General features: G+C 69.1%; 11 protein-coding genes and 1 pseudogene. 8 read left to right on the top strand and 4 right to left on the bottom strand.

The annotated features are described in order from the left end of the window. Positions 1-37: 37 nt before the first annotated feature. A complete protein-coding gene (locus AC6EI8_RS17745) occupies positions 38-1,258 on the top strand; it encodes an NAD(P)/FAD-dependent oxidoreductase (protein ID WP_498382514.1) in 1,221 nt (406 codons plus the stop codon). Positions 1,259-1,373: 115 nt separating this feature from the next. Here the strand turns inward: AC6EI8_RS17745 and aroC are convergent, their stop codons facing one another. From aroC to AC6EI8_RS17730, 3 genes are all read right to left on the bottom strand, one after another. Continuing rightward, a complete protein-coding gene (gene aroC / locus AC6EI8_RS17740; RefSeq protein ID WP_149319247.1) occupies positions 1,374-2,486 on the bottom strand; it encodes a chorismate synthase in 1,113 nt (370 codons plus the stop codon). A 124-nt stretch (positions 2,487-2,610) separates the two neighbouring features. Beyond that, on the bottom strand, positions 2,611-4,518 hold the full coding sequence (locus AC6EI8_RS17735) for an MFS transporter (protein ID WP_150081911.1): 1,908 nt from the start codon (positions 4,516-4,518) through the stop codon (positions 2,611-2,613). 219 nt (positions 4,519-4,737) lie between these two features. Then, positions 4,738-5,184 (bottom strand): CBS domain-containing protein, encoded by a 447-nt coding sequence (locus tag AC6EI8_RS17730; RefSeq protein ID WP_149319249.1) that lies wholly within the window; start codon positions 5,182-5,184, stop codon positions 4,738-4,740. A 297-nt stretch (positions 5,185-5,481) separates the two neighbouring features. Here AC6EI8_RS17730 and AC6EI8_RS17725 point away from each other — a divergent pair, with 297 nt between their 5' ends. Both AC6EI8_RS17725 and AC6EI8_RS17720 read left to right on the top strand, forming a co-directional pair. Next, entirely contained in the window at positions 5,482-6,828 is a 1,347-nt protein-coding gene (locus tag AC6EI8_RS17725; protein WP_226109078.1) for an O-acetylhomoserine aminocarboxypropyltransferase, read from the top strand. Beyond that, positions 6,828-7,655, top strand: coding sequence for an alpha/beta fold hydrolase (locus AC6EI8_RS17720; protein WP_149319251.1), 828 nt, complete (start codon positions 6,828-6,830; stop codon positions 7,653-7,655). The genes AC6EI8_RS17725 and AC6EI8_RS17720 overlap by 1 nt, the downstream gene beginning before the upstream one ends. A 122-nt stretch (positions 7,656-7,777) precedes the next feature. Here AC6EI8_RS17720 and AC6EI8_RS17715 read toward each other — a convergent pair whose 3' ends face one another. Beyond that, on the bottom strand, positions 7,778-9,148 hold the full coding sequence (locus AC6EI8_RS17715; RefSeq protein WP_149319252.1) for a YihY family inner membrane protein: 1,371 nt from the start codon (positions 9,146-9,148) through the stop codon (positions 7,778-7,780). Between the two features lie 232 nt (positions 9,149-9,380). On the opposite strand from AC6EI8_RS17715, the gene wrbA reads away from it, so the two are divergent. The 5 genes and pseudogenes from wrbA to AC6EI8_RS17690 form a co-directional block, all read left to right on the top strand. After that, entirely contained in the window at positions 9,381-10,001 is a 621-nt protein-coding gene (gene wrbA / locus AC6EI8_RS17710; RefSeq protein WP_265632297.1) for an NAD(P)H:quinone oxidoreductase, read from the top strand. Continuing rightward, positions 9,998-10,453 (top strand): DUF2069 domain-containing protein, encoded by a 456-nt coding sequence (locus AC6EI8_RS17705; protein ID WP_149319254.1) that lies wholly within the window; start codon positions 9,998-10,000, stop codon positions 10,451-10,453. The genes wrbA and AC6EI8_RS17705 overlap by 4 nt, the downstream gene beginning before the upstream one ends. Before the next feature lie 48 nt (positions 10,454-10,501). After that, entirely contained in the window at positions 10,502-11,935 is a 1,434-nt protein-coding gene (locus AC6EI8_RS17700) for an FAD-binding oxidoreductase (RefSeq protein WP_150081904.1), read from the top strand. 162 nt (positions 11,936-12,097) lie between these two features. Then, the gene (locus tag AC6EI8_RS17695) at positions 12,098-13,507 is read left to right on the top strand and encodes a selenium-binding protein SBP56-related protein (RefSeq protein WP_498382512.1); all 1,410 of its coding nucleotides are present in this window, start codon (positions 12,098-12,100) and stop codon (positions 13,505-13,507) included. After that, a pseudogene (locus tag AC6EI8_RS17690) lies at positions 13,504-13,740 on the top strand (hypothetical protein); the annotation flags it as partial. The gene AC6EI8_RS17695 and the pseudogene AC6EI8_RS17690, both read left to right, overlap by 4 nt.

Raw genomic sequence — 13,740 nt, 5'->3', positions numbered from 1 at the left:
CTGGAAGCGGCGGCGGCGCGCATGGGGCTCGAACTGGATTGACCGACGAGACGAGCGAGCCGGTGCGCGACCACAGTCTCTGTCCCGCACCGGCGCGCCTCGAGACACAAGGCAAAGCAACTCAAAGCAACGCAAGGCAGAACAAGGAAAGCAAGGCATGGAATCAGTGGATTGCGTGGTGATCGGCGCCGGCGTGGTGGGCCTGGCGGTCGCACGGGCGCTCGCCCGGCAAGGGCGCGAGGTGGTGATCCTGGAGGCGGAGAACGCCTTCGGCACGATCACCAGCGCGCGCAACAGCGAGGTGATCCACGCGGGCATCTACTACCCGGCCGGCTCGCTGAAGGCGCGGCTGTGCGTGCAGGGCAAGGCGATGCTGTACGACTATTGCCGGAGCCACCAGATCGCCCATCAGCGTTGCGGCAAGCTGATCGTCGCCACCAGCGCGGCGCAGGTCGCCACGCTCGAAGGCATTCGCGCGAAGGCGGCCGCCAACGGCGTCGACGATCTGCGCCTGCTGTCGCGCGACGAGGCGCTGGAACTGGAACCGAATCTGCAATGCGAGGCCGCGCTGCTGTCGCCGTCGACCGGCATCGTCGACAGCCACGGGCTGATGCTGGCGCTGCTGGGCGATGCCGAGCAGGCCGGCGCGATGCTGGCGGTATGTTCGCCGGTGCTGACGGGTGCGGTGACTGCCGACGGCATCGTGCTGGAAGTCGGCGGCGACACCGCGACCACGCTGCTGGCGCGCACCGTCGTCAATGCCGCGGGGCTGACTGCGCCCGAGCTGGCGCGCCGGATCGAAGGCATGCCGGCGGCGCATATCCCGCCGCAGTTCTACGCCAAGGGCTGCTATTTCACGCTGGCCGGCCGCGCGCCGTTCTCGCGGCTGATCTACCCGGTGCCCGAGGCGGCCGGCCTGGGCGTGCATCTGACGCTGGACCTGGGCGGCCAGGCTCGCTTCGGCCCGAATGTGCGATGGATCGACGAAATCGAATATGGGGTCGATCCGCACGATGCCGACAGCTTCTATGACGAGGTGCGGCGCTATTGGCCGGCGCTGGCGGACGGCGCCCTGCAGCCGGGCTATGCCGGCATCCGCCCGAAGATCAGCGGCCCGGGCGAGCCGGCCGCGGACTTCCGCATCGACGGCCCGGCCACGCATGGCGTGCCGGGGCTGGTGCACCTGTTCGGGATCGAATCGCCGGGGCTCACGGCGTCGCTGGCGATCGGGGAGGCAGTGGCGGCGATCGCGGAATAACGAACGCGCCAGATATCGGCTCCCCGCTCCCGCAAGCGGGAGAAGGGGAAAACCTCCCGCTCAGCCCTGCGCCTTGGGACTGTCTCCCAGCGGGAGACGGGGGAAACCCTGCCGCTCAGCCCTGCCCCTTCGGCGCCTGCGCCGGAATGCGCGGCGTCTCCACCCGCACGTCGCCGCATTGCGCGCGATGACGCAGCGCATGGTCCATCAGTACCAGCGCCAGCATCGCCTCGGCGATCGGCGTGGCACGGATGCCCACGCATGGGTCGTGGCGGCCGAAGGTCTCGACCGTGGCGGCCTGTCCGGCCTTGTCGATCGATTCGCGCGGGGTGCGGATGCTGGAGGTCGGCTTGATCGCCAGCGACACGGTGATGTCCTGCCCCGTCGAGATGCCGCCCAGCACGCCGCCGGCATTGTTGGTGCGGAAACCCGCCGCGGTCAGCTCGTCGCCATGGACGCTGCCGCGCTGCGCCACGCTGGCGAAGCCGGCGCCGATCTCGACGCCCTTGACCGCATTGATGCCCATCATCGCGTGCGCGATATCGGCGTCGAGCTTGTCGAACAGCGGCTCGCCCAGGCCCACCGGCACGCCGCTGGCCACCACCTCGATGCGGGCGCCGACGGAATCGCCGTCGCGGCGCAGCGCATCCATATACGTTTCCAGCTCGGGGACGATATTGGCGTCGGCGGCGAAGAACGGATTGCGCGGCACCTCGGCCCAGTCGGTGAACGGCACCTGGATCTCGCCCAGCTGCGACATATAGCCCCGGATCTCGGTGCCGTACTGCTCGCGCAGCCATTTGCGCGCGACCGCCGCGGCGGCCACCACCGGCGCGGTCAGCCGGGCCGACGAACGGCCGCCGCCGCGATGGTCGCGGATGCCGTATTTCTGCCAGTAGGTGTAATCGGCGTGGCCGGGGCGGAACGTCTCGACGATATTGCCGTAGTCCTTGCTGCGCTGGTCGGTATTGCGGATCAGCAGGCAGATCGGCGTGCCGGTGGTCTTGCCCTCGAACACGCCCGACAGGATCTCGACCTGGTCCGGCTCCTTGCGCTGCGTGACGTGGCGCGACGTGCCCGGCTTGCGGCGGTCCAGGTCGCCCTGGATATCGGCCTCGCACAGGCTCATGCCCGGCGGGCAGCCATCGACCACCGCGCCGATGGCGGGTCCGTGCGACTCGCCGAAGGTGGTGACTGTGAAGAGCAGGCCGAGGGTATTGCCGGACATGATGAAAACCACGCAGGAATTGGGAAAGGCCTACATTGTACGGCCTGGCGTCGCGCCACGGCGCCGCCCCGCTGCCCCGCCGCCCCGCTTTTCCGCTACCCCGCTGCTTGTGAGGCCGCGCCGCCTACCGCCATTCGCCGCGCAGGCCCTGCACCACCTGCTGCAGGCCTTCCGGCGTGGCCTGCGTCGGGTCGATCGGCTCGCCGACCACCAGTTCGAGCCGGCTGAGGATGCCGCGCCGGAACGGCCGCGTCATCGCCGCCCCGCCCTTGCGCGAGAAAAAGCTGCCCCACAGGCCGCGCAGCGCCATCGGCACCACCGGTACCGGCGTGCGCCGCACGATCTGCTGCACGCCCTGCTTGAACGGATTGATGTCGCCGCTGGCGGTGATCTTGCCCTCCGGGAAGATGCAGACCAGCTCGCCCCCGGCGAGCGCGCGCGCGACCTCGTCGTAGGCCTGCTTCAGCGTCTGCGGGTCTTCGTGCGCGGGCGCGATCGGAATCGCGCGCGCCTGCCGGAAGAACCAGGACAGCAGCGGTACCTGGAAGATGCGATGGTCCATCACGAAGCGCACGGGCCGCGGGCTGGCCGCCATCAGCACCACCGCATCGGCGAAGCTGACGTGATTGCAGACCAGCACCGCCGGCCCCTCGGCGGGAATCCGGTCGGCGTGGATCCGCTTGAGCCGGTACACCGTATGCACGAGGATCCAGGCGACGAAGCGCAGCAGGAATTCCGGCACCACCGAATAGATGTAGATCGCCACCACCGCATTGAGCAGCCCCACCGCCAGGAACAGCTCGGGAATGCTGTAGCCGGCGCCGGTCATCGCCATCGCCAGCAGCGCCGAGGCGATCATGAACAGGCTGTTCAGGATGTTGTTGGCGGCGATGATGCGCGCGCGATGCGTCGGCGCGCTGCGGCTCTGGATCAGCGCGTAGAGCGGCACGCTGTAGAAGCCGCCGAACATCGCCAGCAGGAACAGGTCGGCCAGCACGCGCCAGTGCGCGGGCTCGGCGATGAAGGCCGCGACGCCGCTCAGCGTGGCCGGCGCCTGGCCTCGGCTGGCGAAGTACAGGTCGATCGCGAACACCGTCATGCCGATCGAGCCGAACGGCACCAGCCCGACTTCCACATGCCGGCCCGACAGCCGCTCGCACAGCAGCGAGCCGACGCCGATGCCGACCGAGAACACCGCCAGCAGCAGCGTCACCACGCTCTGGTCGCCGCCGAGCACGGTCTTGGCGAAGGCGAAGAACGAGGTCAGGAAGGTCGCGCCGAGGAACCACAGCCAGGAGATGCCCAGCAGGCTCAGGAACACCGTGCGGCTCTCGCGCGCCAGCATCAGGTTGCGCCAGGTCTCGGTGACCGGATTCCAGTTCAGCCGCAGGTCCGGCTGGGGCGCGGGCGACAGCGGCACGCGCGAGGCGGCCACACGGCCGGCGACGGCCAGCGCCACGCACGCCGCACCGATATAGAGCGTGGCGGGGATGCCTTGCCGTGCCGCCGCCCCACCCACCGCCGCGAGCTCCCCGCCGAGCACGGTGCCGAGCAGGATCGCGACGAAGGTCCCCATCTCGACCAGCCCGTTGCCGCCGACCAGCTCGCTCTCCTGCAGATGCTGCGGCAGGTAGGCGTACTTGACCGGGCCGAACAGCGTCGAATGCAGGCCCATCAGGAAGGTGGTCAGGTACAGCAGCGGCGCGCTAAACAACGCGAAGCCCGCCAGTCCGACCAGCATGATGGCGATCTCCAGCGATTTGACGAAGCGGATCAGCCGCGACTTCTCGATCTTGTCGGCGATCTGCCCGCTGGTCGCCGAGAACAGCACGAACGGCGCGATGAAGATCGCCGAGATCAGGAAGGCCGCGCTGGCGCCGTCCACGCCCTCGAAGCGCGCGGTCTGGTAGGTCACCAGCGAGGTGAACGCGACCTTGAACACGTTGTCGTTCATCGCGCCCAGGAACTGGGTCCAGAAGAACGGCGCAAAGCGGCGCTCGCGCAGCAGGCGGGACTGGCTCGATTGGCTCATGGAACGGGCTGGGGTGCGGGAATGGCGCGGGGAAATGGTACGACAGACTGCGCGAAGAGGGCGCGAAGGGCGGCGCGAAAGGCCGCGCCGGGGACGGCGCAAGGGGCAGCGCGGCAAGCGCGATCGACTCCGCGGACGCGGGGATCGGAATCGGGGGCGGCTGGAATCCGGCGGGCGGCACCGTCACGGTCCGCCCGCGCTCCGCGAGATGGCTCTGGCTCAGCTGGCCTTCTCTTCCGGCCAGTCGCGGATATAGGCCTTCAGCATGCGGTTCTCGAAGCTCTGCTCCTCGACCACCGCCTTGGCCACGTCGTAGAACGAAATCACGCCCATCAGCGTGCGGCTGTCGAGCACCGGCATATAGCGGGCATGGCGCTCCAGCATCATGCGGCGGACCTCGTTGACGTCGGTCTCGGGCGTGCAGGTCAGCGGCGCGTCGTCCATCACGCGGCGGATCGTCGTGTTGCCGACATTGCCGTTGTTCGAGGCCAGCGTCTGGATGATCTCGCGGAAGGTCAGCATGCCGACCAGCTCGCCGTACTCCATCACCACCAGCGAGCCGATGTCGCGCTCGGCCATCGTGGTGACCGCCTCCAGCAGTGACGTGTCCGGCTTGACGGTATAGAGCGTATTGCCCTTGATCTGCAGGATGTCGCTGACTTTCATAATGGTCTCCCCTCGATGATGCCGGTGCGGCGGGCGGCGGGCATCGCCTGCCCCAGGCGCCCGAACCGCGTGGCGGCGCAGGCCTTGCGCGCCATCCGCGATAGATGGGCCGATGCTAGCCGAAAGCGGGCGCCCAAGTAAAGCCGGGGCCCTGCGGCGATGCGGTCCGCCGCGAGCAGCCCAATGCTACGATGCAGGCCGGCACATCCGCATGCCGCCGCACGCCCGCACTGCGGAACCGTGCCGTTGCCGGCCGCTGTCAGACCGCTTCGCTGGAACCACGATTCGATAGAGACCATGTCCGATACCCGTTTCGATACCCTCGCGCTGCACGCTGGCGCCGCGCCCGACCCCGCCACCGGGGCGCGCGCCACGCCGATCCACCTGACCACCTCCTTCGTGTTCCGCGACAGCGAGCACGCGGCCTCGCTGTTCAATATGGAACGCGCCGGCCATGTGTATTCGCGCATCTCGAATCCGACCGTGGCCGTGTTCGAGGAGCGCGTGGCCGCGCTGGAGAACGGCGTCGGCGCGATCGCCACGGCCTCGGGCCAGGCCGCGCTGCATCTGGCGATTGCCACGCTGATGGGCAGCGGCTCGCATATCGTCGCCTCGTCGGCGCTGTACGGCGGCTCGCACAACCTGCTGCACTACACGCTGCGCCGTTTCGGCATCGAGACCACCTTCGTGCAGGCGCGCGACATCGACGCGTGGCGCGCCGCGATCCGCCCGGAGACCCGCCTTCTGTTCGGCGAGACGCTGGGCAATCCGGGCCTGGACGTGCTCGACATCCCCACGCTGGCCCAGCTCGGCGACGAACATGGCATTCCGCTGCTGGTCGACTCGACCTTCACCACGCCTTATCTGCTGCAGCCGTTCGCACATGGCGCGGCGCTGCTCTACCACTCGGCGACCAAGTTCCTCGGCGGCCATGGCACCACCATCGGCGGCGTGCTGGCCGAGGGCGGCAACTTCGATTTCGAGGCATCCGGGCGTTTTCCCGAGCTGTCCGAGCCGTATGCGGGCTTCCACAACATGGTCTTCACCGAGGAAAGCACCGTCGCGCCCTTCCTGCTGCGCGCGCGCCGCGAGGGCCTGCGCGACTTCGGCGCCTGCATGAATCCGATGGCCGCGTGGCAGCTGCTGCAGGGCATCGAGACGCTGCCGCTGCGGATGGCACGCCATGTCGACAACGCGCGCCGCGTGGTGCAGTTCCTGGTCTCGCATCCGATGGTCGAGTCGGTGGCCTACCCCGAGCTCGAGTCGCACCCCGACCACGCGCTCGCCAGGCGGCTGCTGCCGCGCGGCTGCGGCGCGGTATTCAGCTTCAATCTGAAGGGCGACCGCGCCGCCGGCCAGCGCTTCATCGAGAGCCTGACGCTGTTCTCGCATCTGGCCAATGTCGGCGACGCGCGCTCGCTGGTGATCCATCCCGCCTCCACCACGCACTTCCGCATGGATGCCGCGGCGCTGCGCTCGGCCGGCATCGCCGAGGGCACGATCCGCCTGTCGATCGGCCTGGAGGACCCGAACGACCTGATCGACGATCTGAAGCGCGGGCTGAAGGCGGCGCAGAAGTCGATGGAGAAAGGCGGAGGCAGCAGCAACGCCGCCGCCAACAAGAGCAACGGAGGGAAAGCCTGATGTATCTGAACATCGATGGCCAGCGGGCCTACGCCTATACCGGCGGCAAACCCTTCGATCCCGCCCTGCCCTGCGCCGTGTTCGTGCATGGCGCGCAGAACGACCACAGCGTCTGGGGCCTGCAGACGCGCTGGTTCGCGCATCACGGCTTCTCCGTGCTGGCGGTGGACCTGCCCGGCCACAACCGCAGCGAGGGGCCGCCGCTGGCGAGCGTCGAGCAGATGGCGGACTGGGTCGCCGCGCTGCTGCGCGCGGCCGGCGTCACGGCACCCGCGCTGGTGTTCGGCCACAGCATGGGCTCGCTGATCGCGCTCGAATGCGCGGCGCGCCATGCCGAGGCGGTGCGCGCGATCGGCCTGCTGGCGACCGCCTATCCGATGAAGGTCTCGGACGCGCTGCTCGATGCCGCGCAGAACCGCGAGCACGAGGCCATCGCGATGGTCAATGCGTGGTCGCATTCGAGCCTGGCCAACAAGCCCTCGGCGCCGGGTCCGGGCTTCTGGATGCATGGCGTCGGCCAGCGCCTGATGGAACGGGTCGGGCGCCGCAATCCGCAGGCCCAGGTCTTCCATACCGACTTCGCTGCCTGCAACGCCTACGCCAACGGCGAGCGCGCCGCGGCGGGCCTGCAATGTCCGGCGCTGGTCGTGATCGGCAGCAAGGACATGATGACGCCGGCCCGCTCGGCCCGCGCACTGGCGGCGAGCATGCCGCGCGCCAGCGTGGTGGAAGTGCCGTGCGGCCACGCGATCATGGGGGAAAAGCCCGATGAGGTGCTGGACGCGCTGGCGGGCTTTGCGCGGCGCGTGATGGCGAATCGCGACTAAGCGCGCTCGCGCTGCGGCCAGCGGGAGCGGTGAGCCAGTGGCTTCAAAAGACGCTGGCTTCCCGCTCTCGCGGTAATGACGCGGTCGCCGGCGCCCCCCGCTTCGGCGCGCCGAAGCGCCGCTCAGACCTGCCCGTGCCAGCCGGGCGGGACCACCTCCAGCGTGCGGCGCTGCCCCTCCGGCGCTGGAGTTTGCGGGGTCTGCGGCGGCGATGCGGCGCCGGGCTCGAAGATCTCCTGCAGCGTCTTGTCGAGCATCGGATTCTCCAGCACGCCGCGCAACGCGTCCGCGCCATTGAGCAGCTGCGCCACCGCGGTGCGTGGCAGGCGCGGCAGGTTCAGCACCAGCCGGTCGTGCAGCAGGCGCAGCGGCACGCGCGCCGGGTCGCACAGCAGCGCCCAGTGCGCCTGGCCGCGATGGTGTTGCAGCTTGCCGACCAGATGCATCGCATCGAGCTTGCCCAGCAGCACGGCCAGGTAGTCGGCCTCGACCCGCAGCTTGCGGCCGAGATCCAGTTCACCGACGCTGCGCGGCGCCTGTTCGCGCGCGCGGTACAGCACGTACAGCACGCCGAGCGCATCGTAGAACTCGCTGCCGGCAAAGGTGCGGCGGCGCCAGTAGCCCTGTCGCACCACCGGCAGGTTGGCGGCGATGGTGGCGCCCAGCAGCGTCACCAGCCAGCTCAGGTAGATCCATAGCAGGAAGATCGGCAGCGCGGCAAAGGTGCCGTAGACCGCGGTATAGGTGGGGAAACGCGTGATGAAATAGCCGAAGCCGCGCTTGGACAGCTCGAAGGCAAGCGCCGCCACCAGCCCCGCGGCGATCGCGTCGCGCCATTCGACATAGGCATTCGGCACCGCCGTATAGAGCAGCGCGAAGGCGATCGCCGACAGCAGCACCGGCGCAAGACTGACGGCAAAGCCGACGCCGAACGGCATCGTGCCGACATAGCCGGCGGAGATCGAGATCAGGTACGAGCTGATCGACAGGCTGCCGCCGATCAGCACAGGGCCGCAGGTCAGCACCGCCCAGAACACCAGCACGCGCTGTGCGAAGCGCCGCTTCTGCTTGACGCGCCAGATCGCGTTGAGCGCGTCCTCCACCGTCAGCATGGTCAGCACCGCGGTGACCATCAGGCCGACGAGACCCACCGCGGTCAGGCCCTTGGCATTGCGCGCGAACTGGCTGACATAGCCGGTGATCGAATCGGTGAGGTTGCCCGGAATCAGGTTCTGGAACAGGAAGCCTTCGATCGCGTTGCGGAAGTTCGCGAACATCGGAAAGGCGGCGAGCAGCGCGAACGCGACCGTCAGCACCGGCACCACCGACAGCACGGTGGTGAAGGTCAGGCTGGCCGCGACCTGCGGCAGACGGTCCTCGCCGGCGCGCCGCGCGGCATAGCGCAGCAGCGCGCGCAGCTTCTGCCAGTTCCATTCGCGGCGCAGGCGCGCGATACGGTTGGTGCAGCGGGACAGCAGGCTGGGATGGGACATGCGAGGCAAACTCCAGGGCGGCGGGCGCCGAGCCCGCCACTATAATACGCCGGTTGCATCGCACGCGATGCTCGAGCCGCCAGAGCAAAGCGGCCACGGCCCCGCGAGCCGAGGCCCTTTCGTGGCTAGACCCGTGGCTAGACCCGTGCCTTGACCCACGCCTGACACGCGCCCTGGCCGGCTCCGCTGCCCGCTCCCTGCCGCTCCTTTGTCGCCTTCCTCCCGCGCCCCTATGTCCGACATCCTGGTCCTCTACTACAGCCGCCACGGCAGCACCCGCAAGCTCGCCGAGCTGATCGCGACCGGCATCGACAGCGTGCCCGGCGCCCACGCGCGGCTGCGCACGGTGCCGCCGGTGTCGACGGTGTGCGAGGCCACCGCGCCGGATATCCCGGCCGACGGCCCGCCCTATGTCGAGCTGCGCGACCTGCACGAGTGCATCGGCCTGGCGCTCGGCAGCCCGACCCGCTTCGGCAACATGGCCGCGCCGATGAAGTACTTCCTCGACGGCACCATCGCCGAGTGGCTGTCTGGCACGCTGACCGGCAAGCCTGCCTGCGTGTTCACGTCGACCGGCAGCCTGCATGGCGGCCAGGAGACCACGCTGCTGTCGATGATGCTGCCGCTGCTGCATCACGGCATGCTGGTGATGGGGCTGCCCTACAGCGAGCGCGGCCTGATGACCACCGTGGGCGGCGGCACGCCCTATGGTCCTAGCCACCACGCGCTCGGCGACAACAGCCGGCCGGTCAGCGAAGACGAATCGGCGCTGGCGATCGCGATGGGCAAGCGGCTGGCGCAGACCGCGCTGCGGCTTGCGCAGAACACCCCTGCCAACGGAGCCGCGCGATGAGCGCCACCGACGCCCGCGACGATGCCGCGCTGCACAGCCCGCTGCTGTACCGCCTGAGCATCGCCAGCCTGCTCGCGCTGATCGTGCTGTCGATCGCCTGGGAGTGGTTCCTGGCGCCGCTGCGGCCGGGCGGCTCCTGGCTGATTATCAAGTTCCTGCCGCTGCTGCTGCCGTTGCGCGGCATGCTGACGCGCAACCGCTATACGATGCAGTGGTCGTCGATGCTGATCCTGCTGTATTTCACCGAAGGGGTCGTGCGCGCCACCAGCGACCGCGCGCCGTCGTCGTGGCTGGCATGGTGCGAGGTGGCGCTGACGCTGCTGTTCTTCTTCGCGACCATCTTCTATCTGCGCCCGTACAAGCGCCGCGCGCGGGCTCAGACCGGCGCGCCCGAGTCTGCCCGGAACAAGGCTAATGCCGACGCGGCGGCTTCCCCGCCAACGCGGCGCTGAAGCGCCACGCCTTCCCTTTCCACGTCTCCTCCGAATCCATCACACGCCATGACGCAAGCCCCGACCGACGCCCGCCTCCACTCCTTCCTGTCGCTGTGCCGCGCCGCGCTGGGGCCGACACATGTGCTGACCGAAGCCGAGGACACGGCGGCCTACCTGACCGACTGGCGCCGCCGCTATACCGGCGAAGCCCTGGCCGTGCTGCTGCCGGGCACCACCGAGGAAGTGGCCGCGGCGGTGCGCGCCTGTCATGCGCACCAGATCGCGATCGTGCCGCAGGGCGGCAACACCGGCCTGTGCGGCGGCGCCACGCCGGACGCGTCGCAGCCGTCGGTGGTGCTGTCGCTCAAGCGCCTGAACCGCATTCGCCAGGTCGATCCGCTGAACAACACGATCACCGTCGAGGCCGGCGCGATCCTGCAGCAGGTCCAGCAGGCGGCCAGCGAGCACGACCGCCTGTTCCCGCTGAGCCTGGCCGCGGAAGGCAGCTGCACCATCGGCGGCAATCTGGCCACCAATGCCGGCGGCACCGGCGTGCTGCGCTATGGCAATACGCGCGAGCTGTGCCTGGGGCTCGAGGTCGTGACCGCCAGCGGCGAGGTCTGGAACGGCCTGCGCGGCCTGCGCAAGGACAACACCGGATACGACTTGCGCGACCTGTTCATCGGCGCGGAAGGCACGCTCGGCGTGATCACTGCGGCCGTGATGAAGCTGTACCCCGCGCCTCGAGCGCGCGTGACCGCGCTGGCCGCCGTCGAGGACCCGCGCGCCGCGCTGGCGCTGCTGGCGCTGGCGCAGCGCCACGCCGGCGCGATGCTGACAGGCTTCGAGCTGATGTCGGCGATGTGCCTGGCGCTGGTGACGCGCCACTATCCGCAACTGCGCTATCCGTTCCACCGGCCGCATCCGCAGGTCGTGCTGCTGGAGCTGTCGGACAGCGAAAGCGCCGAGCATGCGCGCGCCACCTTCGAGACGCTGATGGAAGCGGCCTTCGAGGCCGGCATCGTCGCCGATGCCGTGGTGGCCGAATCGGTGCAGCAGTCGCGCGACTTCTGGAATCTGCGCGAGCACATTCCGCTGGCGCAGGTCGAGGAAGGCAAGAACATCAAGCACGACATCGCGGTACCGATCTCGCGCATCGGCGACTTCATCGCCAGCACCGACGCGCAGCTGCAGGCCGCATTCCCGGGCGTGCGCATGGTGACCTTCGGCCATCTGGGCGACGGCAACCTGCACTACAACGTGTCGCCCCCGGCGGGACAGGACCACGATGCCTTCCTGGCTCACCAGGACGCGATCAACCGCATCGTCCACGACAGCGTGCATGCGCACGGCGGCTCGATCTCGGCCGAGCATGGCCTCGGCCAGCTCAAGCGCGAGGAGAATCGGCGCTACAAGAGCGAGGTCGAGCTGGCGATGATGCGGGCGATCAAGCAGGCGCTGGACCCGCTCGGGCTGATGAATCCGGGCAAGGTGGTGTGAGGCCCGGCGGCGATCGGCTTGCCCGCGTCAGACGCTGCAGAAGACACATAAGCTCATTCGAAATCGTTCGTAGCGGCAGGCCCGCCTTTCGTTGACGCCCGTTTCGCCGCGACCTAGTGTAGATAGGTTCGCGCGGCATATCCGTGCCAGGAGGGGCATTCCATGAGCCTGCGGCCAGATCCCACATTCCACGCCTCGCCGGCACTGGCGATGCAGGCGCCGCCCGAGGAGTACGCCTACACGGTGATGCTGAGCCCGGATGCCTCGCAGCCCGATGCGCTGGCCGTCATCGACGTCAAGCCTGGCTCGCCGACCTACAGCCAGGTGGTGCATACGGTGCCGATGACCCACCGCGGCGACGAACTGCACCACTTCGGCTGGAATGCCTGCTCGTCGGCGCTGTCCCCGCTGACGGGGCACGCGTTTCTCGAACGGCGCTTCCTGATCATCCCCGGCATGCGCTCGTCGCGCATCTATATCGTCGATACGAAACCGCATCCGACCCAGGCGGCGATCCACCGCGTGATCGAACCGGACGAGATCTTCGGCAAGACCGGCTATTCGCGGCCGCACACCGTGCACTGCGGTCCTGAGGGGATCTACGTGAGCACGCTCGGCGGCGGCGGCCAGGACGGAACGGACGGCGCGCCCGGCATCTTCATCATGGATTGCGAGACCTTCGACGTGCTGGGGCGCTGGGAGATCGACCGCGGCCCGCAGGACAAGCACTACGACTTCTGGTGGAACCTGCCGCGCGACTACATGGTGTCGAGCGAATGGGCGCTGCCGCCGCAGTTCGAGAACGGCCTGGTGCCCGAGGACCTGCTGTCCAATCGCTACGGCCACCGCCTGCATTTCTGGGACCTGCGCGCGCGGCGCAACGTGCAGACCATCGACCTCGGCGCCCAGCATCAGATGGCGCTCGAAGTGCGCCCCGCCCACGACCCGGTGCGCGAATACGGCTTCGTCGGCGTGGTGGTCGACACCACCAATCTGGAAGGATCGATCTGGACGTGGTGGCGCGAGGACGGGCAATTCCACGTCGAGAAGACCGCGACGATTCCGGCCGAACCGGCCGCGGCGGATCTGCTGCCGCCGCTGCTGCAGGCGTTCGGCGCGGTGCCGCCGCTGGTGACCGACATCGACCTGTCGCTCGACGACCGCTTCCTCTACGTTTCCTGCTGGGGCACCGGCGAGATGCGCCAGTACGACGTCACCGATCCGCGCAAGCCGAAGCTGACCGGATCGGTTCATCTGGGCGGCATCGCGCGCCGCACGCCGCATCCGAACGGCAAGGCGTTCGCGGCGGGACCGCAGATGGTCGAAATCAGCCGCGACGGCCGCCGCGTCTACTGGTCCAATTCGCTCTATTCGAGCTGGGACAACCAGTTCTATCCCGACGGCGTGCCAGGGGCCCAGGTCATGGCGCATGCCGACCCCGACGGCGGCCTGACGCTGGCCGACGACTTCTGGGTCGAGTTCCCCGCGGGCTACCGCGCCCATCAGATCCGCCTCGAAGGCGGCGACTGCTCGACCGATTCGTTCTGCTATCCCTCCGTCGGCCCGCGATGACGTGGGAACAGGCCGGCCTGTGGACCGGCGTGCTGGTCAGCGGCCTGTATCACGGCCTGAGCCCCGCGATGGGCTGGCCGCTCGCCGTGTCGAACGGGCTGATGGCGCGGCGCGACGACGCCGTGTTCGCCGCGCTCGGCTATCTGGGCCTCGGTCACGCCGGCGCGGTGATGGCCCTGACGCTGCCGTTCGGCCTGCTCGCGTCGCTGGCGGCCTGGCAGCGCGAGATCCGC

The sequence above is a fragment of the Cupriavidus sp. R6-3 genome (assembly GCF_059772245.1).
Note: the sequence above shows the minus strand (reverse complement) of the source record. Positions and strands in the feature narration are given on the sequence as shown.